The organism is Microcoleus asticus IPMA8 (assembly GCF_013179805.1).
GTDB lineage: Bacteria > Cyanobacteriota > Cyanobacteriia > Cyanobacteriales > Microcoleaceae > Microcoleus > Microcoleus asticus.
In genome coordinates, this window is sequence record NZ_SRRZ01000010.1 from 41,605 (window position 1) to 65,379 (window position 23,775).

Genomic DNA, 23,775 nt, shown 5'->3' on the forward strand with positions numbered 1-23,775 from the left:
ACAACGCTCAGACCAAATATGGCTACACTTATCCGCAACCCTAACAATCCTCTGCTCGCATACAGCAAATGTAGAAACAATAGGATTTATCGGGATTATCATTGATGAGTTGACTGTTCATAAATTCATGGTTAAAATGTTCCATGCTAGATTTTTCAATTGCCGTCGATAAATCGATAATTCCCTTGGTTTCAATGATTTTGAAGTTATGTTTCTCTAAGAGTTTGCACAAATCTTCCCAATAATATTCTATTTTGTGTTCGGGATGGATATACGTATCAGGGCATTGTAGCTTGGTGGCTCGCCTATTTGGGGTATCTAGTGCTAGCTTCCCACCTGGCTTTAATAATTTGTATGCTCGATCGAAAACTGCTTCAGCCTCTTCAGGGGTTATGTGTTCTATTGATTCTCCCGACCAAATCAAGTCAAAAAAGTTTTCATCAAATGAATCTAAATCATTCATACTGCCATAGACATATTCAATTTCACAACCTTGGTGGTTAATGTGTTTTGGCCACTCCGGCCCGGGAAACATCATTTGGTCTGGATGAAAGTCTAATATATAGAGCTTTTCCGGTAGATTAGAATAGCCTAGTTGCAATAAAGCACCTTTTTGATCTGAGGCCGAATAACCTCCCAAATCTAAAACAACTTTAGCCGATGGAAGTAGTGTTTTCACCATTTTCATTCTGGCACTGTGAAGTCTATGAAGACTTTGGTTTCCATCTCCTCCACCTGGAAGGCGTCTTTGAAATTCCTCTGACTCAACCATTTTTTTGATGACATCAGCTCGATTCAAACCACCCTTGATATCGTTTAACCAACCTTCTAGCCCATCCGGGTCTGCTTCACGATCGAAGATGACCCAATACGCCATCCACAGAAAACTTTTGTCGGTTTTAGCGTGAGTGGATAAAGTCTTTTGGATACTTGATTCTAAACGCTGGGCTTCTTCAGGGGTCATGAATGCTCCTTCAATAGTGTTCGGCTTGTTTTCATGGAAATAGTATTTCTGATGTTAGGTTAACCTGCGAAATACATGGCAAATTAGAGGGTAAATTAGAAAATCTTGGGTTCCAATTCCAGGGCGCGACGGTAACAAGCACTCGCTTCATCAATTCGCCCTTTCTTAGTTAGAACCTCCCCTAAATTATAGTGGAACCACGAGAAATCTGACTTGAGTTCAAGGGCGTGGCGGTAAGCTGCGATCGCTCCCTCCAAATCTCCTTGATGTCGCAGCATATCCCCTAAATTGTTATGGATATACGGATCGTCAGGTTTTAACTCGATCGCGCGGCGGTAACAGTTCATCGCTTCCTCCCGCTGACCTTTTGCACTCAAAGCATCGCCTAACAATTGGTAAGGTTTATACTCATTTGGTTGAACCTCAATAGCGCGGCGGTAACAAGCGATCGCCCGCTCTGTATCATTCTTTTGCGCGAATATCAACCCCAACTGCAATTGCGCCTCACCGCATTCGGGATTTACCTGCAACGCCATCTGATAAAAGACGATCGCCCCATCCGGCCAATTCTTGCGCACCAAAGCATCAGCCAACCCAACATAAAGGTCAGCATCATTCGGCGCAATCTCCAGCGCTTTGTGATACAACTGCACGTCATCACGATTCTCCTGAATCGCCCGCCCGTACAAACGCATCGCCTCCTTCAAATCCCACTGAGATCGCATCCTCAAAGCATCAGCCAACTTTTGCGAAATCCACGGCAAATCCGCCTGAATTTGCACAGCATGGCGGTAAGCGGCGATCGACTCATCCCACCGTTCCAGCTTCTCAAAAGCCGTTCCCATGTTGTAATAAGTCCAAGAAAAATCACTATTCAACTCTGCCGCGCGCCGATAAACATCGATCGCTTCCTCCCACCTTTCCATTTCTAGCAACACGTCGCCCAACTTGCTCTGCGACCAGAAGAAATTCGGATTGATTTCGTTAGCACGCCGATACGCAACAACCACCTCATCCCAGCGTTCCAAATTCACCAGCGCTTCTGCTAAATTGTTGTGCGCCCAAAAATGATCGGGATTGAGTTCGATCGACCTTTGGTAAGCCGAAATTGCCTCTTCCCACCTTCCCAGTTTAATCAGCGCGTCAGCTAGATAGTTGTGCGACCAACTGAAATCTGGATTTAATTCTGTTGCTTTCCTGTAAGCATTTACCGCCTCATCCCACCGTTCCAACTTCAGCAACACATCTGCTAAATTGTTGTGAGACCAGCTAAAATCTGGATTTAATTCGATCGCCTTGCGGTAAGCATTTACAGCTTCTTCCCACCGTTCCAACTTAACCAGCGACTCAGCTAAATTGTTGTGCGACCAAGAAAGTTCGGGATTATTTCTAATAGCGTTGCTGTAAGCATCTACCGCCGCTTCCCACTGTTCTTGATTTCTGAGAATTTCGCCCAATTCGTGATAAGCTGCGCCAGCATTTGGGTTCAATGCCACCGCGCGCCGGTAACACTCAATTCCCTTATCTACCTTACCTTGCTCGATCAAAGTTTTGGCTAAATTTTCGTGTTCCTCAGCGGTGCCCGACTTGGGGTCGATCGCATATGCCCGATACCAAGCCTCAGCCGCCTCCTCCGACTTGCCTAACTGCGTCAAAAGTTTCGCAAAATTGCGGAAAGCACCGGCAAAATCCGGTTTCAGGGCGATCGCCTTTTCGTAAGCAGAAACCGCTTGCTGCCACTGTTCTTGCTGCGCGCAAATGCTGCCGTAATTAGCATAAGCTTCGGCAAAATTTGGGTTAATTTCTATTGCTTTGACATAGCAACTTTTAGCTTCATCAATTTTGCCGCCAGCTTGCAGGGCGTTGCCCAGCATTTTGTAAAGCGGCGCTTCCGGCTTAATTTGCAGCGCCTTCTTGCAAGCTGCGATCGCCTGTTCCAATTTGCCCTGAGCAAAATAGCCTTCTGCCAGTATTTTGTATGCTTCTGGATCTTCTATATTAATTGTAGAATTAACTGCCTGCTGAACAGGCTGCTTAACTAGCTGCTGCACTGGCGGCTTAACTGCGGTTGCTGCGGGCTGCTGCTTAACTGCACCGTTTGTCGCCGCAGTTGCACCCGCCAAAGTTTGCTGTCCCTCGCTGCCGTTTCTCGCATTAGCTGCGTTGAGTTCAATAGCTTTGCGATAATATGCTGTCGCCTCCTCTAACTTGCCTTGTTTTTTGAGCGCTTCGCCCAAATTTTGGTAAGGAGTCGCCACATTAGGATTTAATTTTATGGCGCGATCGTAACAAGCGATCGCTTCGGGGAATTTTTCCTGCCGAAAAAAAGCGTCGCCCATATTCAAGTGTTCCACAGGCGCTACTTTTTCCGGTTCCAAACTAAATGCTTGATACCAGCACTGCTGGGCTTCTTCCGGTTTGCTAATTTGTCCGAATACTTTTGCTAAATTCCGGTACACTCCCGCGAAATTCGGCTTAATCGCGATCGCCTTTTGATAAAATCCGATCGCCTCCTGCCATTTTTGCTGCTGCGCGCCAAGGCTGCCCAAATTCGCGTATACTTCCGCAAAATTCGGTTCTATTTCAATCGCTTTAGCGTACCAGTGCCGCGCCTCTTCCATCCTGCCTTGAGCTTGCAGCGCGTTGCCCAAAGTCTTGTAAGCCGGTGCAAAATTGGGGTGAATTTTCAAAGCTTGTTCGCAGGAGGCGATCGCTTCTTCTAATTTTCCTTGGGATAAGTATATTTCTCCCTGTTGGTTAAATTGAACCGCTGTTGATTCTGTACTCACTGTTGATGGCATATGGGCGGCGGCTCCAGAGGCAGGAATTAAATAGGGTAGTCAAAACGTTTCACAATTATACTCGCGTTTGACACTAAGAGTAGCGGGCTTGTTCCCCCAATTCTTAATTTTTTTGACTCTCGGTGCTGGGGAGGAACCGGGATTCTCGGCTGATTTTTTGATTTTACGGCTAAATCTCTAAGAATCAGCCCGGTTTCTGGGAGATTTGCGCGCCAGTCCAGACTTTTGTACCTTCGGGTCGATCGCCCGTTTTGTAAAGAAAAGTAAACACTGCCGGTGCTTGCTTGTGGGATGCTTTCTTGTTGATTGGGTAAGGAAGATTGCACCCTTTTCTACAGGCTTTTTACCGGCGGGCTAGGAGCAACGGCCCACAAGAAAGAAATTCATTCTTTGTGGAACAGGCCCGAAAGCCTGTTTTTGAGCAGGGTGAAAGATGTGCGAGCAAACCCAAACGAGAATAGCCTTTTTAGCAAAAAACGATCGCCCTTTTGGGAGAAAGCGATCGCCCTTTTTTTTCCACAATTAATTAGTTAACAACTATTAGTAATTACTAATCAAGCTGCTGCCTCTGCGTCTTCTTCTGCGTCTTCGGCTTCAGAACCTGCTTGAATTCCCAGCACTGTAACAACCACCTGATCTGGTTCGCCGAGAGCTACCACTCCCGCAGGCAAAACTAATTCGTGAATGTGCACCGCATCCCCTACCTTTAAATTAGAAATATCTACTTCAATTGCTTCAGGAATGCTGTCTGGTTTGCACTTAACTGCTAGTTGCGTCAGTACGGTATCCAAGATGCCGCCTTCTAACTTGACGCCGACAGCTTCGCCGACAAAATTCAGGGACACTTCAACTTCCAGACTGTCTTGAGTTGCCACGGAGAAAAAGCTCAGGTGGTAAGGATAGCCCTTCCAAGGATGAACTTGAACTTCCCGGAGCAAGGTTTTTCCGCTCCAAGAGAGGTCGGGAATGCTGAGGTCAATTAGGGCATTGTTGACTACGTGCTTTTTGAGCAGGTTTTCAACTGTTTTGGCTTTGATGGTAAGGGAAATGGATTCAGATCCTTTGTGGCCGTAGAGGACGGCGGGAATCAATCCAGAGCGGCGGAGGGCGTTAGGTTTGCTGCCTTCGGCCCGCTTTTGACATTCTACTGCGAGTTCCATTTTATGACTTTCTGTTGATTGTTTTCACATTTTATCAAATTTATGCTACAGCGATCGAACTTAATTAAATTCGCTGAATATTTGATCGTAATAATTGGGAATTGAGAATTGAGAATTTGGCTATTCTCCGAATCTCCGCCTCTCCAACTCTCCCAATCTCTCCATCACTCTTTCCCAATCTAAAATCTCAAACCTAAAATGGTTTGGCGGGATGGCCGTCAGCAGAGAGCAAAGCGCGTTTCGGGCCGTGAATCGGGTCTTCTACAATAATAGTTTGGTCGCGGCTCGCACCGAGAGAAACGATCGCGATCGGTACTTCCATCAAGTCTGCCAAAAACTTCAGATAATCCAATGCTTGCGGTGGCAAATCTTCCAAATTGCGGCACTCTTCAGTGGACTGTTTCCAACCGGGAAGGGTTTCGTAAATAGGTTTGCACCGAGCAAATATCCGGGAACTTTTGGGGAAATCAACACATTTTTCGCCGTCAATTTCGTAAGCAACGCAAACTTTTATTTCTTCTAATTCATCCAAAACATCTAGTTTGGTAATTGCCAGACAGTCAAGACCGTTGATGCGGACTGCGTAGCGGCCGATTACCGCATCGAACCAGCCGCAGCGGCGTTTGCGGCCGGTTGTCGTGCCGAATTCTGCACCTCTATCGCCCAAAATTTCGCCTATTCCATCTACCATTTCGGTAGGGAAGGGGCCTTCGCCGACGCGGGTTGTATAAGCTTTTGCTACGCCAATTACGCGATCGATCGCTGTCGGGCCGACTCCGGTTCCCACACAAGCCCCACCAGCGATGGGATTGCTGGAAGTAACGTAAGGATAAGTACCGTGGTCTAAGTCTAATAAAGTGCCTTGCGCGCCTTCAAACAGAATATTTTTCCGCTTGTGAATTCCCTCATAAATTTTCAGGGAACTATCTACTACGTGCGGCCGCAAACGTTCCGCATAAACTCGATATTCATCAATTACCTCTTGGGGATTTAGAGGTGGCAAATTGTAGAGTTTTTCGAGAAGGACATTTTTACAATTAATCGTCCATTCCAGTTGTTCTTGCAACCCTTCCAAGTCCATTAAATCGAGCATCCGAATGCCAGTGCGTTCTGACTTGTCGGCGTAAGTAGGGCCGATGCCGCGTCCCGTGGTCCCGATTTTATAATTTCCCCGCTGCGTTTCCGATGCTACATCAATTAATCGATGATAGGGCATCGTTACGTGAGCCGTCTCCGAAATCATCAGCGAGGCTGTCGAAATATTCAGTTCCTCTAACTGGTCTAACTCTGCAATTAAAACTTTAGGGTCGATGACCGTACCGCAGCCGATGATACACTCTTTATCAGGGTAGAGAATCCCGGACGGAATTAAGTGCAGCTTGAAAGTCTGACCGTTTACTACCACGGTGTGACCGGCGTTGACGCCCCCTTGGTAGCGGACAACGATATCTGCGGATTTGCTGAGCAAATCGGTAATTTTGCCTTTTCCTTCATCGCCCCACTGGGCGCCGATCACAACTACGTTAGCCAAGGGTTTCTCGCGTTCAGTTCAGGTTGACACAATCTCCGATTATGGACGAATGCGTCCCAAATGTCAATCAATTTTAGATTTTAGATTTTGGATTTTAGATTTTAGAGGCTACGCCACGGATACATCGGTTCACAGGTCGATCGGCTACGCAAATTAGTGAGAGCCGATCCACAGACGAGTCCGGGGGCAACAGACCCGATTGTTTTCGGTCAAATTAATTTTTGTTAACATTGAGAAAATAGAGGCTTTGTTGCCATGACTTTACACGCTGAGTTGCACCGCCATCTGGGTGGTTCTGTCGTTCCTAGGGTGCTGTGGCGGTATTTCGATCGCCACAATGCTGAGATGGTTAATCGATTTCAAGAATACTCGGAGTTTGAGGAGTTTTACACTCGTCCGCGTAATACTCTCAATGAGTATTTGGAACTGCACACGCTGGTAGAAAGCGTTCAAACTGTTGAAACTTTGCCTTATTTTATCTATCGGTTGATGCGGGGCGCTTACGTGTTTGAAAATCTGGCTTATTTGGAGTTGCGCTATACGCCTTATTTGCGGACTCCAGAACATTTGGATCAGTCAGAACGCATTGATTTGATGGCAGAAATTGTAAAAGTTGTGGGCAAGGCAAGTCAAATTAGCGATTGTCCGATTGTTACCAGCCAAATTTTGTGTATGCACTCGCGTTTACCTTATGAAGTGAATCGGGCGATCGTAGATTTGGCGGCGCAAATGGGAGAGTATGTTTGTGCGATCGATATAGCTGGCGGCGATGATTGTATTGGCGAGCGTTTGGAGGAGTTTGTCGGATTGTACCAGTACGCGAGGTCGATCGGCATCAAAACTACCGGCCACCTATACGAAACTACCTCTGGCTGTTATCCCGAACTTTTGCCCTATCTGATGCGTATCGGCCACGGGATTCAAATTCCATTAAAATATCCCGAATTGCTGCCAGAAGTCGCGCGCAGGGGTCAATGCTTAGAAGTTTGCCCGACTACCTATCTCAAAACGGGGACGTTGCAGGATATGCGCGAATTGAAGGTTGTGTTCGATCGATGTTTTGAAGCTGGTGTCGATATTGCCATTTGTACTGACAACGCGGGATTGCACAACGTGCGACTGCCTTTTGAGTACGAGAATTTGTTAACTTTGGATATCATTGATTTTCGGCAGTTGCAAGCGTGTCAAGAGGCCGCTTTTCGCCATGCTTTCGCGTGGCCCTACGACGAGAGGCCTGTGAAAATGCTGACAGGTTTGTTGCACCATGAGTCTGTACCCGCGATCGTGAATTAAGCTTAGGCGCATCTATTTTTAACTGGTTTCTAGGCTCTGCCTAGGAACCGATATCCAGAGGAAGAGCCTCGCTTTCCCAGCCGGAAAATTGGAGGCAGAGCCGCCGGATATGCGTTACCAGGCAGAGCCTAGTAACGAGTATATAGAAAGGTTTAATTTGTTAACTAAGCTTTAATTAAAAGAGCCAATATCTATTTGTAAAGTTATAATAAGCGTCTGGCGATAGACAATCGGTAGCAAGCTATAGTTTGGATGCAGAAGCATCAATATAAAAGGATAACAAAACATGACAAATATGGACGCTTACTGGATGCCCTTCACTGCCAACCGACAGTTTAAAGCGAATCCGCGAATGTTGGTTTCTGCCAAAGATATGCACTTTACAAGCGATGATAACCGCTCAATTTTAGATGGTACTGCGGGGCTTTGGTGCGTGAATGCAGGACACGCGCGCGAGACAATTGCCGAAGCAGTTAAACAGCAGGTTTTGCGTTTGGATTACTCCCCGGCTTTTCAGATGGGACATCCGGGGGCTTTTGAATTAGCGGAACGTTTGGTAAAGATGATTCCGGGCAATTTCGATCGCGTTTTCTTTACTAATTCGGGTTCGGAATCTGTTGAAACAGCGTTAAAAATTGCGATTGCTTATCACCGGGTGAAAGGTGAAGGAACTCGCCAAAGATTGATCGGCAGGGAACGCGGTTATCACGGCGTTGGTTTTGGGGGAATTTCTGTCGGGGGTATCGGTACAAACCGCAAGTATTTTGGCAGTTTGCTCACGGGAGTCGATCATTTGTCTCACACTCACAATCTCGAACACAATGCTTTCAGCCGCAAACAACCGGAATGGGGAGCGCATTTGGCGGATGAATTGGAGCGGATTGTCGCTTTGCACGATGCGTCTAATATTGCAGCGGTAATTGTCGAACCCGTAGCGGGTTCAACGGGGGTTTTGATTCCGCCGAAAGGTTATTTAGAGCGGCTGCGGGCGATTTGCGACAAATACGGAATTCTGCTGATTTTTGATGAGGTAATTACCGGATTCGGGCGGCTCGGCTCTAGTTTTGCAACGGAATATTTTGGGGTGGTTCCCGATATTGTGACGGCGGCAAAAGGGATAACTAACGGTACGGTACCGATGGGCGCGGTGTTTGTGAAAGAGGGGATTTACGATGCTTTTATGAATGCTCCTGAAAATGCGATCGAGCTTTTTCACGGTTATACTTATTCTGGTCATCCTCTGGCTTGTGCGGCTGCTTTGGCGACGCTGGATATTTATGAGGAAGAAAGGTTATTTGAACGGGCAGATAAGATGGCTGGTTACTGGGAGAATGCGGTTCATTCTTTGAATGGCGTGCGGCACGTGATTGATGTTCGCAATCTGGGACTTGTGGCGGGAATTGAGTTGGAATCTATTGCTGGGAAGCCGGGGAAACGGGCTTTTGATTGTTTTTTGCAGTGCTATGAAAAAGGGTTACTAATTCGGACTACAGGTGATATTATTGTTTTGTCGCCACCGCTGATTATTGAGAAGGAACATATCGATCGCATTGTAGAAATTTTGACTGGGGTTTTGCAGGAGATGGAGTAGGATTAAAATGAGATTTTGCACCATTATCGCTTAACAGGCAGGATGCCTGTCCCACATTAACAGGCAAGATGCCTGTTCCACAAACAGTAAATTTATTGTGGGGTGGGCATCCTGCCCGCCCATAAAAGGCTTATTGATTATTGTGCAAGATATCAGAGTAAATGAACCGCAAAGGCGCGGAAGATGCTGTTCTTCCTTCCTGTTCTTCGCGGTTCGTTCAAAACATTAAAAAGCGCTATAATAATTAACAACTAACGACGAATGACGAATAACTATGGTGCAATTAACTGCAAAAATCTCTGCTAACGAGTTGGCAAATTTGGCTGTAGATTTGATTCGGAAAACAGGTTGCGAGTACGGTGATGTGCGTTTTTGCAGTTACCGAAGGCAGAATCTTTACGCGCGCGATCGATCTTTAAGTCAACTGTCAGATAATGTAAGTTCCGGTTTTGGCGTGCGAGTGCTTCTAGACGGCGCTTGGGGGTTTGCCGCCAGTCACAGCAAAACGCCGGCAGAGGTTGCAAGAATAGTCGCTTTGGCTGTAGAAATCGCTAAAGGCAGCCGCCTAACTCAGAAGGAACCGGTGCGGTTAGTGCCTGTCGAAAAATATGTCGATACCTACATTACTCCGATCACCATCGATCCTTTTTCTGTAGCCGTTGCTGACAAAGCGGAACTGCTGCTAACTATTAACGAGAAGCTACTAGCACACGGCGCACAAGGCATCAAAAAAGCTTCTTCTTTTTTGCAGTCCAGCCGCGAAGACAAGGTTTTTGCTTCTACAGAAGGCTCGCTAATTGAACAAACAATCTACCGCAGCTATCCCGGTTTTGGCTGTACAGCAATTGCGGGCGGCGATGCCCAAAGTCGCAGTTACGATCGCCCGCCGATGAATATCGGTTACGAACATATTAATCCCGATGATTTGTTGAGTCAAGTCGAAAGAGTTGCTGCTGAAGCTATTGAAAAAGTCAGCGCTCCCACAGTCCCGGCTGGTATTTGCAAATCCCTGATTCTTAAGCCGACAAATTTGTATCTGACTATCCACGAATCAGTAGGACATCCAACTGAATTAGACCGGGTTTACGGCTACGAATCTAATTTTGCTGGCACGAGCTTTGCTACTACTGATAAGTTAAATAAACTGCAATACGCTGCACATTGGGTGAATTTTAAGTGCGATCGCACTCAACCAGGCGGCCGCGGTACAATGGGTTACGATGATGAGGGCGTAAAATCACAAGATTGGTACGTTGTCAAGGATGGAATTTTAGTTGATTATCTCACTGACAGAGAGACGGCTTATCGTCTCGGACGCGGTAGCAGCAACGGTTCTGCTTACGCTGACAGTTGGTCGAGCGTGCCGATGGTGAGAATTCCCAATTTGGGATTGGAGCCGGGTCCGGATGGCGGCAGCCATACTGCTACTTTGGCACAGATGATTGCTGATACGGAAGACGGGATTTTAATCGACGGTATAGGTAGTTATTCGATCGACCAGCAGCGACGCAATTTTCAATTCGGCGGCGATGCTTTTTGGAAGGTGGAAAAAGGTAAAGTTGTCGGTATGTTGAAGGATGTAACTTATCAGGCGATGACTACTGATTTCTGGAATCAAATAGATGCGATCGGGCCAGCTTCGGAGCTGGTTCAATGCGGTACTCATATATGCGGAAAGGGCGAGCCGATGCAGGTTGCTCAAATGACTCACGCTTGTGTGCCGGTGCGAGTGAGGGATATTCAAATTGGGTAATAGGGCATGGGGCATCGGTTCTTAGTTTATTAGTTAATTGCTAAGAATGCCCAATGCCCAATGTCCCATTTGCAATACCCAATTCGCAATGCCAAATTCTTAATGCCTAATTACTAATCATGATTGTAACAACATCGCCCGCAAGTTTAAGTGAAGACCAAGCCTTATCGGTAGTAGAAAAAGCAGTCAAATTATCCAAAGCAGAGGAAGTATTTGTAAGTCTCTCTACTGGCGAAGAATCTCTTTCGAGATTCTCGGAAAACCAAATCAGCCAAAATATCAGCAAAACTGTATTTAACCTGAGCATTACTAGCTATTTTGGCAACAAAAGCGCCTCTGCTGCTGTTACAGAATTTGATGAAGATGCGATCGCCTCCGCAGTCAAGCGATCGGAAGAATTGGCCAGAATTGCGCCGGCAGACCCCGAATGGATGCCGTTGCTGCCGCCTCAAACCTACGATTTGCGATCGCCCGCATTCGACGCAGCAACGGCAACTGTATCGCCTCTAGCGCGGGCCAAAATGGTGCAGCAAGCTTGCGCCATTGCCGGACAGGGGGGGGCTCACGGTTCGGGTACTTTGAGCGCTGATGCGTCGCTGTACGCGATCGCCTCGTCAACCGGACTCCGCGCCTGCAACCAATCTACAGAGGCAGATTTCAGCTTTACTGCTCGCATTGACAACGGTTCTAGCTGGGCTCAGAGCACTGCTTGGAGTATCAACGAATTGCCGATCGCCCAATTAGCAGAACAAGTGCTCGATCGGGCGATCGCATCCCGCAACCCCCGCGAAGTCACTCCCGGCATTTATCCTGTAATCTTTGACGGTGCTGCTTTTGCGGATTTGCTACCGTGGGTAATTTGGAGTTTGGATGCGAGGGCGGCGGATGAGGGGCGATCGTTTATGTCGATCGCCGATGCAGAGGGAAAACCAGCGGGAAACCGTGCGGGGGAACAACTTTTTAGCCCGTTAGTGCAAGTGCAGCGCGATCCGGCTCATCCTTTGCTGCGATCGGATACTTTTTTCGGCGACGGATTGAGCAATAACTATTTGGAAATCATCAAAGATGGCGTGCCTCAAAGTTTGTCTTATTCCCGCTACTGGGCCGCACAAAAAGGCAAAGAGGCAAAAGGTGCTTATTACCCGATCGTGATGACAGGTTCAGACCAAAGTTTAGCAGATTTAATTGCTCAAACCGAGCGAGGAATTTTCGTCAGTCGAGCTTGGTACGTTCGCTACGTGAATCCGAAAACTTTGGAAGTAACGGGAATGACTCGCGACGGTACTTTTTGGATTGAGGATGGCAAAATTGCTTATCCGATTAAAAACCTGCGTTTCAATCAAGTTTTACCTGATATGTTGCGCGATGTGGATGCAGTTAGTGCGGTGAAGCGTTACGGCGGTAGTGTCGTGCCCGGAGTGCGCGTGAAAGCTTTTAATTTCACCAGTATTACTGACAGTTTGTAACTCGCACATTATAACGTAGGGTGCGTCGCTCCAAACAATCTGTAATTAAAATCGAAAATCTGGTAGCGACGCACCCTACAAGGGGTAGATTTTACCAACTATCTTGCCCTCAAACAAATTAGATTGTAAACCCGCCCTCATCCTTTACTCTTATAAATACAACATTAATCTAATTAAAAAATGCCTCAAGTAGATATACATCCCGTTAAAAATCAACAAGAATTAGAAGAGATGTTTTACCAGCGGTGGCTGGTTTTGCGATCGCCTCTAGGAATGGAGATTGGTAGCGAAAGGGATAGTCACGAAGATGATGCTTTGCATTTAATTGCCATGTGCGATCGCAAAATCATTGCTTCAGCCAGACTGCGAGAATTATCCCCAAAATTAGGAAGCATCAGCTACGTTGCCGTCCTTCCTGAATTTCAAAATCAGGGAATTGGCACTAAATTGATTAAAAATTTAATAGCAAAAGCTCAGCAAAAAAATCTCAACACTTTGAGACTTATGTCTCGCATTAATGCCATTAAATTTCACCAAAAACTCGGATTTTCCGAACAAGAAAATCCCTTTGAGTACCTGGGAATCCCGCACATATTTATGCAGTTAGAAATTTAATCATCGGCCTATTTAAATTTTACACTCAAGTTTGATGAAATTCTTGTGAGGTGTCCCGCCCGCAAAAAAGAATAATTTAGATGCGGGACAGCCGATCACATAGTCTCGACCAATTTTGGCAGCGAAACTGAAGGAGAGATTGCAAACTTTAACTCCTCCTTTTTCGAGTAAAAATGGAGATTTTTTACCGAATATTTGACAAATTCTGACTCTTGTTTAGCACCACAGGAACCTTTGAGTCGAACAGTTTTTGTTTCATCTTTTACCAAATCGGCACGATAGGTGTACGTACCGTCGGCTTTTTCAAAGGTAATTTCCGCTAAAAAAGCATCATTCTTTGTGTCTAAATCGAGAATTTTGCTGGCGACTTTGTAGTTAAACCAATCCCACCCGTAAAGCACGATCAATTCTCTTTCCAAAACTTGGATAGGATTTGGCAAAATTCCCCAACCACGATAAACTTTATTCAAGCATTCGATATCGCCAGTTCGCGTTAAAATTGATTGGAACGACGCGCGATCGAGATTTCCGTAATATCTGCCATCAGGCAAATCGATCGCAGTCGGTGCAAAGCGGTGTCCCCCAAAGTGACTGGCTCTCCAAACGCGAACATCATTCAATTCTAACTCAGAAGCTAAAGCAGTTGCTTGGGCATAAAAAGGATTGCCGTATCTCGCACAACACATATCATGACTGCCGTGAGTGCAAACCAAAATATCTCTAGTTTGCTTGTTTTCGGTTTCGCAACCAGGCACTTCTCCAGCTAAATAGCTTTTGACAACTCCCGCTACTTTATCAAAACTATCTACATTAAATTCATGCTTTTCGTAACCGCCAAAAAGTTCCTGTTCTTTATTTTCATAAATCAAAACTTTTCGCTGATTTGAACATTTGGTTCGATAGTTATTTATCAACAAAAATCGAATTTTCTGTTTTGAATGTTCTACTTCCTCTACCAAATCCTTGAGCTTTTGGGAAATTTGTTTAGAATTAAACGCTTCTGATTCCCAAGGTAAACAACATTCAATTAATATATAGGTTTGGTAATTACTACCGCTGCCAATAATATCCTCTTCAACGCATTTAGAAGCATCAGCACAAAAAAACTTATCCATCATTGTTTAACTCATTGTATGTGTTAGAAATTGATCTTTTTACAACCCATTTATAAGAACTCATGTTCTTCTCCAATTTTAACCAACAAAAATAATTCCTTCAACTACCAACTTCGACAAAAGTGGCACTACATCTATTTCCCAATCATAATCCGGCAACCAATCCATAACATCTTCCCCAGTAAAAAACTCCGTACTAAATAAATTGTCCGTAAATTTAGCTGTGACTCCTCTCAGGGATACTTCTTTACCTGCAACAACTATTTTGTATCCGCCACCATCAGATAATTCGTGAATTCTCACCCGCTGAAACTTGGGAATTCTAAACTTGGTTTGCACACCACAGGGAAAAATATTGAATCCTGCTTGATGTGGCAAAGAATATTTGGCAACAGGTTTTCCTAAACTGTCCAGATAACTGCTATACTCATCTGCAAGATTTTTACTGTTTGCGTAGCGGTGCAATTGGGCAATTAAACTGTTGACATTTGCATTGATAGAATCGGGGTTTGTTCGTAGCGGTAAACTTTTGCGCCAATCTGATTGTTCGCGCAATTCGCTAACCAACCATTCTAAAAAGTCAATTCCGGTTTTGCAATGTATTCCTAATGTTAAATGCAGCGATGGTTCTTCGCAAGCAACTGCATAATGCCAATGTCCGCGCGGTATGTAAAGCACATCCCCTGGATGTAAAATACAGCTTAAATATGCTTCGGTTTCTGGTGGGGGAAAAGATGAGGATTTTTGATCTTTCAGCGGACACTTAATTGTGTCTTCAAATACATACCACTGCTTGATTCCGTCTACTTGCAATATAAAAACTTCGTGGGTGTCATAATGGGAAAAAAAGCCTTGTTTTTCCGGCCAGGAACAGTAGGCATTTACTTGATTTCCATAGCCAAAATCTGATTTTATTTCCGCAGCAAAGAGAGCGATTTCTGGAATTAGTTTATGTACTTCATTGATAATTAAAGTTGCTCCCGATTGGCAAGATTTGATGAGGTTTTCATTGGCACTTTCATCAAGGACTTTTCCTCCTATTGCTAATCGGATCTCGGGGTATTTTAATTCGTGAAAGTTGAGAAGGTAGTTCAGTTTTTCCCAGGAAAATAAATGTGAAAAGTCTTTTTTGCCTTCGCTGGGAATTACAACTGCTTTGGTTGTCCAGTTGTCATCTAGAAAATCTTTGAGATTGTATGGTTGCAATAGGTTGGCGATCGATCGCATAATTCTTTATGACAATTTTTCTCAATAAAAGTTGAACAAATTAATTTTGAGAGGCAATGCCCCTATAGTTATCCCGCAAGCAAGGAGTACAATCTATTACTTCTTGCTTGGGGATGCGAAGTCTAACAGAAAAGACTTTTAATTATTCGTTGCTAACGTCGTCACCATCAGCATCAACATTCAGATGAGATGAGAGGTTTTTAGCTGTTACCTGCTTGGCAATTTCCTTGACTTCAACTTGAATTTTGCTGGCACGGGATTGTTTGAAAGTCGATCCGTCAATTTGCTTTGACATAAATGTCTCCAAATGTAGTAAACCGATCTAGCTCAGATGTTCCTTAACAATTGTGTTGAGGGTTCAATCTCAAGCTCTAAGTACCTTAGCATAAAGTCAATAAATTGCACAAGTAGTTAATAAAGATTTTCAAGAGCTGAGAAGAAAGCTCATCCGCAAGAGTGAGAAATTAAGTTGAGCATGAGAGCTGAAGTCCTCTGCAAGTAAGAGTTTTAAGGTTTACCGCCTATGTTGCCGCGGTCAGCGCTATAAATAGAGGGATGGAAATGCGAGGACTTGTTGAATATTATTCTTGATAAGCTGGCATTGGTAAACCGACGCATCTGCCTTAAGGTAGATTATTTTTTTGAGACTTAGGATTAAAACCAGCTACTATGGTGATCGGTCAGTTATCAGTTGTCAGTAGTAACCACTAACAATTAACAATTAACAATTAACCATTACCATTAACCATTAACAAATGAATCAATATTTTGCTACAGTTGCGCGCGGTTTAGAAACTATTGCCGCCCAAGAATTAGAACGTTTAGGGGCTCAGGATGTCAAGCCAGATTTTACAGGGGTTTACTTTGCGGGCGATCGAGCTTTATTGTACCGCGTCAATCTTTGGTCGAGAACAATTTTTCGAGTGCTAATGCCGATCGCCGAATTCCGGTGTTACAACTCGGATATGCTCTACCGCGAAGTGCAGAAAATCCCTTGGGACGAATACTTAGATCCCGACAATACTTTAGCAGTAAACTGCACCGGTGGCAACGAAAATTTGAACCACACTCACTTTACAGCTTTGCAGGTCAAAAATGCGATCGCCGACCAACAGCGCCTTCAATTTAACAAGCGTTCTAATGTTGATGTAGAGCATCCCGATTTGCTAATTAACATTCACATTCATCAAGATAGAGCTATTTTAAGTTTAGACAGTTCTGGTGGCAGTTTGCACCGCCGGGGATATCGACCGGCGATGGGGCTTGCTCCCCTCAAAGAAACCCTAGCTGCGGCTTTGTTGGAGATGGCAGAATGGACGCCAGATTTGCCGTTTTTAGACCCGATGTGCGGTTCTGGAACTTTGCCTTTGGAAGCGACTTTAAAGGCGTTGAATATTGCACCGGGATTGTTTCGAGAAAAGTTTGGATTTATGACTTGGCGGGATTTTGACGAACCTTTGTGGGATAAATTGTGGGCCGAAGCTGAAAATAGTGAGTTACCGGAACTTCAGCAAGTGGTTGCTGGGTGCGATCGCGATTTCGATATGTTAACCCAAGCTCGCACGAACGCGCAGCAAGCTGGTATTTCCGGTAAGATTCAGTTTGCTCAAACCGAGCTATCCCAGTTGGAAGCACCCGCAGACAGAGGCGTTCTGATTTGCAATCCTCCCTACGGAGAGCGCCTGGGAGATGCTAGCGAATTGGGAGATTTGTACAAGATGTTAGGGGATATTTTCAAGAATCGTTTTAAAGGTTGGAATGCGTTTATTTTGACTGGGAATAAGGAGTTGGGTAAAAAGGTGGGACTCAGGACATCGCGGCGAATTCCGGTTTTTAATGGATCGATTCCGTGTACTTTGCTCAAATATGAACTGTATTAGGGGATGGGAGCAGGGAAAAAATCAGAGGTACTAATAGTAAAGAAAAAAAAGAATATATGCTGAATTAAATGGTTCAACAATAATCAAATTAAAATACTCTTTTTTCATTTGATTATATTGTTTTCTTACTTTTAATATCCTGTCAGGTAAATTAATCACAATACTTGTAGGGCTGGGTTTCACTAACAATCTGTAGTTCACATCCATAATATCTATAAACCCGCCCAGCCCGATCGACAGAATTTCATTACGGGCAATTCAACGGAAATGACATAACATCTACACCGGCAACAAAGAAACGTGAGCGGAAACAATCTTCCACCCTTGAGGAAACTTGCGCCACATCTGACTCTGCCGCCCCAGCCGCACCACTCCATCCATTACACGCCGGAATTCCACCGTCACAGCCGCCGTGTCTGCATCGAATGTCACGACTTTGAGTTTGAACATTTCTCGATCGACATTTACAGGCGATCGCCCTTGGCGAAAAGCCCTCACCTCATGGCTCCCGTACAGGTTCTCCGTGACCCCAAACCGCACGACTTCCGCCGCATCCCAGAACAAATTATCGAGAGTTTCAATATCGTTCGTACAAAGAGCTTTTTCGTATTTTAAATATAGTTTAGTTAACTCAGTCACCACAGCAGAATCATTGATAACAGTCATTCGATTTTAGATTTTAGATTTTAGATTTTAGATTGACACCACCGATAAATCCGGGGGCTTGAGGATGGAAGGATTTTGGATTTTGGATTGATTCCACGGATAAATCCGGGGGCTTGTACCATCAAGAAATTATTGGTCATAAATTGTAGATTTTAAAACTCTTAAATTTCACAGGTTTTGTTTGCAATAAGGACTTAAAGTCCTTACTACAAACGCAACTAATTAGAGGAAATTAATGCTCAATTTTCAGCGAAAGAATCTTGTCACCTTGGCGGATAGCATTGACGACAGACATATCCTCAGTTTTGCCAAAAGTTGTGTGAACTCCATCTAAATGAGACTGGGGAGAATGGCAAATAAAGAATTGGCTACCACCCGTATCTTTACCTGCGTGAGCCATCGATAAAGTTCCTGCCAAATGTTTGTTGGAGTTGATTTCGCACTTGATTTTGTAGCCGGGGCCGCCCGTTCCATTCCCTTTTGGACAGCCACCTTGAATCATAAAGTTAGGAATGACTCGGTGAAAAGCCAATCCATCGTAAAAACCTTTTTCCGCCAAGTCAACAAAATTCTTCACTGTGTTAGGCGCATCCGCATCGAACAATTCCAAATTGATTGTGCCTTTGTCGGTTTCCATAATAGCGCGGGTCATGATTTTTCCTTGCTTCCTAAAATGAGTGTGTTGCCTGCGTGTTAATTGCGGACTTCGCTTTTATAGCGACAGGTTTCAAACTGTCGTTACATTGTGGCTTTCAGAAGTGTAGCATATTCCGGCAACTCTCATAGGACTTACGTGTGTTTTCTGAGGAAACTCGGTTTATTGCGAGATTTCTGCTTAGCAAAGCTAATATTTTCGGAGACACCGAGTTTGTTACCCTCAGTCATATTTTAATTGTTGGTCACTGGCGGGCGATCGGGTTCTTCCTGAATATCGCTCATATTAAAAATGAAAGGAACCCGACTCGAACCGCTGCCCATCACTAACACTTTGGGCATCTGAGCGCCGCCGCTTCTCCAAGCTTCGATCGCCTCTTTTTGCAGAACTAAATTGCCGCCCTGAGCCTTCAAAGTTTCAGCCAACAGCCTTTGAGCTTCCGCCCTACCTTGAGCGCGGTTAATGTCAGCTTGAGCCTGTTGCTCTGCTTCCTGAGCCACATAAACAGCCCTTTGCGCCCGCTGTTCAGCAACCTGTTTCTCCTCAACCGCTTTCGCAAAATCTGTGGAGAATCGAATGTTAACAACGCTCGTATCGAGTACGATTACATCATATTTTGATAGCCTGTCCTTCAGCGCAGTATCAAAGTCTCTCTTCAGTTCACTTCTTTGAGTAATAGATTGTTCGGCGGTTCTGAGTGCAGCCGCTGTTTTAAATGCTTCTTGAGTCTGAGGAGCAATAATTTTTGAGACTATATTTTCCAAAGTTCCTTGAGTTCTTCTGATTTCAACTATTCTGTCAGCATCAAGGCGAAAATTGATCGCAAAACTAGCATTTAAATCCTGAAGGTCTTTAGTAGCACTCTGGGCGGGAACTTCAAATTTTTGCACTGTTACATCGTACACATCTACCTTAGATATCAGCGGGGGTCTGAGGTGAAACCCCTCTAACAATGCTCCATCTCTGGCTTTTCCTAAAACGCTGACTACCCCTGCTTCGCCTGGATTGATGACGACAAAACAGTTTAAACCGATGAGTAGCGCGCCTACTAATAGAATCCCAGCGAGTGCTGATGATATGCTCTGAAAACTTTGATTTTTCAACTTACACGCTCCTTTGTGCTCATTCCATTATAATGGTTAAATAGATTGGGTCGCATCTAAAGTCTTAAATCTAAAATTACAATCTAAAATGGATGGGGTTGCCTCTGAAATCTTAAATCTAAAATGGATGGGCTGATGCTCAAAATTGTTAAATATCCTAGAACTTATCACATCGAAGGTTCGCGTTTCCAACCAGGCGATGAAGACCTCAATAGCGTGCCATTTAGCGCCCTGACCGATCGCCCTACAGTGATTGAAGAAAAGGTAGACGGCGCTAATACAGGCATCAGCTTTGCACCAGACGGACAAATGCTGCTGCAAAGTCGCGGCCACTATCTCACCGGCGGGCCCAGGGAAAAACATTTTAACTTATTCAAACAGTGGGCTTTCAGTCTCAGCGGAACCCTGGGAGAAGTCCTGGGAAATCGCTATATTCTTTACGGTGAATGGCTTTATGCCAAACACACTGTCTTTTATGATTTTTTGCCGCACTATTTCATGGAATACGATGTGCTCGACTTAGAGACCAATCAATTTTTGAGTACAGAATCCCGCCGCAATTTGTTAAGCGGACTGCCGTTAGTGTCCGTCCCCGTGCTGTTTTCGGGAGTGTTGAAATCTCCCAAGCAAATGATGCAGTTTATGGAAAAATCTAATTTTATTCAACCCGGACATTTGGAAAGCTTGCGTTTGTACTGTCGGGAATTGGGATTAGATGAAGAACGGTGTTTGAAAGAGACTGACAAGAGCGATCGCATGGAGGGTCTGTACATTAAAGTCGAAGAAGATGGCATAGTAAAGGCGCGTTACAAATACGTGCGTGCCAGTTTTTTGACTGCTATTAAAAATGCCGAAGGACATTGGCTAAATCGCCCAATTATACCCAATATTCTGCGTCCCGGCGCAGATTTATTTAATTTTAGTTAACCAGCAGGTGAATTTATGAATACACTGTTATCGCCCTCGCCGCCTTGGACTTTTCCCTTTTGTCCCGAACCGCCCGATTGGTTCCTGGATTGGGACGGTATTCAAACGCATTTCGACTGGATTGACAGCCTCAAAGGATGTCAGCAAGACCCGATTTACCACGCCGAAGGAGATGTTTTTATTCACACCAAAATGGTCTGCGAAGCCTTAATCTCTTCTCCAAATTGGCGGCAGCTTCCCGAAAAAGAACGATCGATGCTTTTTGCCGCCGCTTTGCTGCACGATGTCGCAAAACCTGCCTTTACAAAGACTGAAGAAAATGGCAGAATTAGCTCAAAAGGTCACGCCCGCCAAGGTGCGAGAATGGTCAGACAAATTTTATCTCAATTCGAGCCGCCTGTGCAGTTTGACATTCGCGAAACAGTTGTGGCGATCGTCAAATTCGGCAGTTTACCCATCTGGTTGATCGACAAACCCAACCCGCAGCAGTCAGTAATTAAAGTCAGTCAAGTTGTCCGCTGCGATTTCCTCGCACTTTTAGCAGAAGCAGACGTGCGCGGCCGCCACTGCGCCGACAAACAAGAATTGCTCGATAAAATACAACTATTTCGGGAGTTTTGTCAAGAAAATAATTGTTTGGATTCTCCCCGACAATTCCCATCAGCACACAGCCGATTTATCTACTTCCGCAAAGAGAACGGAAACCCGGATTACGAAGCATTTGACGACACTAAATGCGAAGTAATTTTGATGTCTGGCTTGCCAGGAAGCGGTAAAGATTATTGGATTAGGAAAAATCTCGCAGATTTGCCAGTAATCTCGCTGGATGCACTGCGGAAAGAGATGAATGTCCCTCCCGACGAAACTCCGGGAAATGTGGTCACAGCCGCCAAACAAAAAGCGCGCGAATACATGAATCAGGGGCGTTCTTTTGTGTGGAACGCCACGAATACCACTAAACAAATGCGGCAGCAATTAATTGATTTTTTTGCTGCTTACCAAGCGCGAATTCGCATTGTTTATCTGGAAGTACCTCTAGAAGAAATGTTGCAGCGGAATCGATCGCGCACAGCAATAGTACCGGAAGCAGTCATTCGCAAATTAGCTGCGCGCCTGGATATTCCAGATATCACAGAAGCGCATCAAGTCGAGTGTATCGTAGCCGATTAGGCTACTTTAGGGGCGATGCCCCGCAGTTAGCTATATTACTTCAACGCGCTACCAGCTCCTTTTTCCCTAAAATAGAATCGTCATAATGCGCCAACAAATCAGCAGGGTGATCGTAAATTTCCGCAGCATTGGCCAGCGAAGCATCATCGAAACCTCCGCACCGAAAAGCAATTACTGGCACCCCGCACTTGTCCGCAGCTTCGATATCGTAAGGAGTATCAGCTAACATCACAGTCTGACTCGCTTCCCTCTGCAATTTGCTCAAAGCAGCTTCCACAATATCTGGTTCCGGTTTAGAAGCTTCCGCATCGCTAGATGTCGTGGCTCGATCTAATAAATCGTCAACTTGTGCAGCTTTCAGCAAACCGGAAAGTTCTTCGGTGGTAGATGAAGTAGCAATAATTAGCCGCAATCCTTCTTGCTGCATTTTTAACAGCAATTCCCGCGAACCGGGGGTTGGAGAAAGTTCGGAAGCGCGGTTAATAATCAGTTCTTTGCGTCGCTGTGCAATCTTTTTCCCGTCGCCTGCTTCGTCGGAAAGTCCTGATACCATTTTGGGTATAACTTTGTCGCCTCCCATGCCAATTAGCGGGCGAACTTTCTCGAACGGCACCTCGTAGCCGTAAGCCGCAAATGCCTCTACCCAAGCTTGAGCGTGGGCGTCATTGCTGAGCACCAGAGTACCGTCAATATCGAGAATTACTGCTTGCAATTGCATAACTTATTTGTTGTTAGTTATTAGAATTATTGTCAAAAGCTGGTTTGTAGTAAAGACTAAAGTCCTTAACTAATTAATTAGTAAATCTGCCATTAAAGTTCTTACTACAAACCAAAGGTTGGTAGTAAGAACTTTAGTTCTTATTAGGTTAGGAGTAAGCACTTTAGTCCTTAATTACTTAATTACTCAATCGGGACAGACCACTCCACTACTAACTTTTTGGTTGGCTATTTCATGCTGGTGCCGTGCAATTTGGGTTCGGGCTGCGGCGGTACTATTTCTGGTCCTAACGGTTGGGGATTGGCGACATATTCAAACTCGCCTTTGCCGTCCATTGATTTGCCTTTCGCCCAGCGTCCCTGGCTACTTTCGGAACCTTCAGAATGATTCCAAAACTGATAAGCAAATTGTGACTTTTCCAACTCCTGCGGGAAGGAACTCGGAACGGGTGTTGTTTCCATTCCCGAACTTTCTAAATCTTCGATCGCCGCCAGCCACAAATTTTGGTGCATCGTGTCGCGAGCAATCATAAAACTCAGGGTGTCTTTAACGCCCGCATCGTCTGACATTTCATACATCCGCACAGCCTGCAATCTTCCTTGCGATTCGGCGTGCAAATTCGAGCGAAAATCTGCTAAAAGATTGCCGCTAGCAACGATATAACGGCCGTTCCAGGGATACCCTACGCTGTCGCTAGGAAGTGCGCCCAAACCCGATACAATTGCGTGCTGCGGATTCATGCTGCTGGCTATCGCATCTCGCGGGCTGTTTCCACCCATCACAGCACCCACCACAGCATCCTTGAAACCGTCTTCTTGCATAGATACAGGAGCTTTATCTAACAAGTGAGCAATCATAGTTGCTAGCATCTCGATATGCCCGATTTCTTCTGTACCGACATCAAGCAGCATATCGCGATATTTCGCAGGGCCTCGGCAGTTCCAACCTTGAAATAGGTACTGCATCATCACGGTCATTTCGCCAAATGTACCGCCAATTAGTTCTTGTATTTTCTTGGCGTAAACGGCATCTGGCTTTTCTGGTCTTTTGTAATACTGTAGTGGCTTCTTATGGTAAAACATGGGGAATTCCTCCCAGGGTTGTTTGATTAACTTCCCTTATTTGTAACGCTGCCCGTGA

At 45.1% G+C, this 23,775-nt stretch carries 20 protein-coding genes; 8 read left to right on the plus strand and 12 right to left on the minus strand.

Going from position 1 to position 23,775, the window contains the following annotated elements; all coding sequences use genetic code 11:
- Positions 1–40: 40 nt before the first annotated feature.
- From E5S67_RS04190 to E5S67_RS04205, 4 genes are all read right to left on the minus strand, one after another.
- Positions 41–964 (minus strand): DUF4214 domain-containing protein, encoded by a 924-nt coding sequence (locus E5S67_RS04190; RefSeq protein ID WP_172185803.1) that lies wholly within the window; start codon positions 962–964, stop codon positions 41–43.
- Positions 965–1,059: 95 nt separating this feature from the next.
- A complete protein-coding gene (locus E5S67_RS04195) occupies positions 1,060–3,765 on the minus strand; it encodes a tetratricopeptide repeat protein (protein ID WP_246276622.1) in 2,706 nt (901 codons plus the stop codon).
- A 554-nt stretch (positions 3,766–4,319) separates the two neighbouring features.
- Positions 4,320–4,925: a 50S ribosomal protein L25/general stress protein Ctc gene (locus E5S67_RS04200; RefSeq protein ID WP_172185805.1), complete on the minus strand. Its 606-nt coding sequence runs from the start codon at positions 4,923–4,925 to the stop codon at positions 4,320–4,322.
- A gap of 193 nt (positions 4,926–5,118) precedes the next feature.
- On the minus strand, positions 5,119–6,456 hold the full coding sequence (locus E5S67_RS04205) for an adenylosuccinate synthase (RefSeq protein WP_172185807.1): 1,338 nt from the start codon (positions 6,454–6,456) through the stop codon (positions 5,119–5,121).
- Positions 6,457–6,711: 255 nt separating this feature from the next.
- Here E5S67_RS04205 and E5S67_RS04210 point away from each other — a divergent pair, with 255 nt between their 5' ends.
- The 5 genes from E5S67_RS04210 (at position 6,712) to E5S67_RS04230 (ending at position 13,174) form a co-directional block, all read left to right on the plus strand.
- Positions 6,712–7,749 carry an adenosine deaminase gene (locus E5S67_RS04210; RefSeq protein ID WP_172185809.1) on the plus strand — a complete coding sequence of 346 codons (1,038 nt, stop codon included), beginning with the start codon at positions 6,712–6,714 and terminating at the stop codon, positions 7,747–7,749.
- A gap of 286 nt (positions 7,750–8,035) precedes the next feature.
- Entirely contained in the window at positions 8,036–9,340 is a 1,305-nt protein-coding gene (gene aptA, locus E5S67_RS04215) for an omega-aminotransferase AptA (RefSeq protein WP_172185811.1), read from the plus strand.
- 274 nt (positions 9,341–9,614) lie between these two features.
- The gene (locus E5S67_RS04220) at positions 9,615–11,093 is read left to right on the plus strand and encodes a TldD/PmbA family protein (RefSeq protein WP_172185813.1); all 1,479 of its coding nucleotides are present in this window, start codon (positions 9,615–9,617) and stop codon (positions 11,091–11,093) included.
- A gap of 119 nt (positions 11,094–11,212) precedes the next feature.
- Positions 11,213–12,559: a TldD/PmbA family protein gene (locus E5S67_RS04225; RefSeq protein ID WP_172185815.1), complete on the plus strand. Its 1,347-nt coding sequence runs from the start codon at positions 11,213–11,215 to the stop codon at positions 12,557–12,559.
- A 180-nt stretch (positions 12,560–12,739) separates the two neighbouring features.
- A complete protein-coding gene (locus E5S67_RS04230) occupies positions 12,740–13,174 on the plus strand; it encodes a GNAT family N-acetyltransferase (RefSeq protein ID WP_172185817.1) in 435 nt (144 codons plus the stop codon).
- Positions 13,175–13,269: 95 nt separating this feature from the next.
- Here the strand turns inward: E5S67_RS04230 and E5S67_RS04235 are convergent, their stop codons facing one another.
- From E5S67_RS04235 to E5S67_RS04245, 3 genes are all read right to left on the minus strand, one after another.
- Positions 13,270–14,292, minus strand: a complete 1,023-nt coding sequence (locus tag E5S67_RS04235) for a ferredoxin family protein (protein ID WP_246276623.1) — start codon at positions 14,290–14,292, stop codon at positions 13,270–13,272.
- A gap of 75 nt (positions 14,293–14,367) precedes the next feature.
- Positions 14,368–15,516 (minus strand): cupin domain-containing protein, encoded by a 1,149-nt coding sequence (locus E5S67_RS04240; protein WP_172185818.1) that lies wholly within the window; start codon positions 15,514–15,516, stop codon positions 14,368–14,370.
- Between the two features lie 142 nt (positions 15,517–15,658).
- On the minus strand, positions 15,659–15,811 hold the full coding sequence (locus E5S67_RS04245; RefSeq protein WP_172185819.1) for a hypothetical protein: 153 nt from the start codon (positions 15,809–15,811) through the stop codon (positions 15,659–15,661).
- Between the two features lie 460 nt (positions 15,812–16,271).
- Between E5S67_RS04245 and E5S67_RS04250 the strand changes: the two genes are divergently transcribed.
- Positions 16,272–17,396 (plus strand): THUMP domain-containing class I SAM-dependent RNA methyltransferase, encoded by a 1,125-nt coding sequence (locus E5S67_RS04250; RefSeq protein WP_172185820.1) that lies wholly within the window; start codon positions 16,272–16,274, stop codon positions 17,394–17,396.
- A 279-nt stretch (positions 17,397–17,675) separates the two neighbouring features.
- Here the strand turns inward: E5S67_RS04250 and hpxZ are convergent, their stop codons facing one another.
- From hpxZ to E5S67_RS04265, 3 genes are all read right to left on the minus strand, one after another.
- Positions 17,676–18,062, minus strand: a complete 387-nt coding sequence (hpxZ, locus tag E5S67_RS04255) for an oxalurate catabolism protein HpxZ (RefSeq protein WP_172185821.1) — start codon at positions 18,060–18,062, stop codon at positions 17,676–17,678.
- Between the two features lie 232 nt (positions 18,063–18,294).
- The gene (locus tag E5S67_RS04260; RefSeq protein ID WP_172185822.1) at positions 18,295–18,714 is read right to left on the minus strand and encodes a peptidylprolyl isomerase; all 420 of its coding nucleotides are present in this window, start codon (positions 18,712–18,714) and stop codon (positions 18,295–18,297) included.
- 236 nt (positions 18,715–18,950) lie between these two features.
- Positions 18,951–19,820, minus strand: coding sequence for a prohibitin family protein (locus tag E5S67_RS04265; protein ID WP_172185823.1), 870 nt, complete (start codon positions 19,818–19,820; stop codon positions 18,951–18,953).
- Between the two features lie 135 nt (positions 19,821–19,955).
- Between E5S67_RS04265 and E5S67_RS04270 the strand changes: the two genes are divergently transcribed.
- Entirely contained in the window at positions 19,956–20,747 is a 792-nt protein-coding gene (locus E5S67_RS04270) for an RNA ligase family protein (RefSeq protein ID WP_172185824.1), read from the plus strand.
- 15 nt (positions 20,748–20,762) lie between these two features.
- Complete coding sequence (locus E5S67_RS04275; protein WP_172185825.1) at positions 20,763–21,917, plus strand: AAA family ATPase; 1,155 nt, start codon at positions 20,763–20,765, stop codon at positions 21,915–21,917.
- A 40-nt stretch (positions 21,918–21,957) separates the two neighbouring features.
- Here E5S67_RS04275 and E5S67_RS04280 read toward each other — a convergent pair whose 3' ends face one another.
- Both E5S67_RS04280 and E5S67_RS04285 read right to left on the minus strand, forming a co-directional pair.
- A complete protein-coding gene (locus E5S67_RS04280; protein WP_172185826.1) occupies positions 21,958–22,635 on the minus strand; it encodes an HAD family hydrolase in 678 nt (225 codons plus the stop codon).
- 227 nt (positions 22,636–22,862) lie between these two features.
- On the minus strand, positions 22,863–23,717 hold the full coding sequence (locus E5S67_RS04285) for a manganese catalase (RefSeq protein WP_172185827.1): 855 nt from the start codon (positions 23,715–23,717) through the stop codon (positions 22,863–22,865).
- Positions 23,718–23,775 lie beyond the last annotated feature (58 nt).

Excerpts from the sequence above, each read along its gene's own strand:
- E5S67_RS04190 (WP_172185803.1), bottom strand. The coding sequence starts at position 964 with ATGACCCCTGAAGAAGCCCAGCGTTTAGAATCAAGTATCCAAAAGACT.
- E5S67_RS04195 (WP_246276622.1), bottom strand. The coding sequence starts at position 3,765 with ATGCCATCAACAGTGAGTACAGAATCAACAGCGGTTCAATTTAACCAA.
- E5S67_RS04200 (WP_172185805.1), bottom strand. The coding sequence starts at position 4,925 with ATGGAACTCGCAGTAGAATGTCAAAAGCGGGCCGAAGGCAGCAAACCT.
- E5S67_RS04210 (WP_172185809.1), top strand. The coding sequence starts at position 6,712 with ATGACTTTACACGCTGAGTTGCACCGCCATCTGGGTGGTTCTGTCGTT.
- aptA (WP_172185811.1), top strand. The coding sequence starts at position 8,036 with ATGACAAATATGGACGCTTACTGGATGCCCTTCACTGCCAACCGACAG.
- E5S67_RS04220 (WP_172185813.1), top strand. The coding sequence starts at position 9,615 with ATGGTGCAATTAACTGCAAAAATCTCTGCTAACGAGTTGGCAAATTTG.
- E5S67_RS04225 (WP_172185815.1), top strand. The coding sequence starts at position 11,213 with ATGATTGTAACAACATCGCCCGCAAGTTTAAGTGAAGACCAAGCCTTA.
- E5S67_RS04230 (WP_172185817.1), top strand. The coding sequence starts at position 12,740 with ATGCCTCAAGTAGATATACATCCCGTTAAAAATCAACAAGAATTAGAA.
- E5S67_RS04235 (WP_246276623.1), bottom strand. The coding sequence starts at position 14,292 with ATGATGGATAAGTTTTTTTGTGCTGATGCTTCTAAATGCGTTGAAGAG.
- E5S67_RS04240 (WP_172185818.1), bottom strand. The coding sequence starts at position 15,516 with ATGCGATCGATCGCCAACCTATTGCAACCATACAATCTCAAAGATTTT.
- E5S67_RS04245 (WP_172185819.1), bottom strand. The coding sequence starts at position 15,811 with ATGTCAAAGCAAATTGACGGATCGACTTTCAAACAATCCCGTGCCAGC.
- E5S67_RS04250 (WP_172185820.1), top strand. The coding sequence starts at position 16,272 with ATGAATCAATATTTTGCTACAGTTGCGCGCGGTTTAGAAACTATTGCC.
- hpxZ (WP_172185821.1), bottom strand. The coding sequence starts at position 18,062 with ATGACTGTTATCAATGATTCTGCTGTGGTGACTGAGTTAACTAAACTA.
- E5S67_RS04260 (WP_172185822.1), bottom strand. The coding sequence starts at position 18,714 with ATGACCCGCGCTATTATGGAAACCGACAAAGGCACAATCAATTTGGAA.
- E5S67_RS04270 (WP_172185824.1), top strand. The coding sequence starts at position 19,956 with ATGCTCAAAATTGTTAAATATCCTAGAACTTATCACATCGAAGGTTCG.
- E5S67_RS04275 (WP_172185825.1), top strand. The coding sequence starts at position 20,763 with ATGAATACACTGTTATCGCCCTCGCCGCCTTGGACTTTTCCCTTTTGT.
- E5S67_RS04280 (WP_172185826.1), bottom strand. The coding sequence starts at position 22,635 with ATGCAATTGCAAGCAGTAATTCTCGATATTGACGGTACTCTGGTGCTC.
- E5S67_RS04285 (WP_172185827.1), bottom strand. The coding sequence starts at position 23,717 with ATGTTTTACCATAAGAAGCCACTACAGTATTACAAAAGACCAGAAAAG.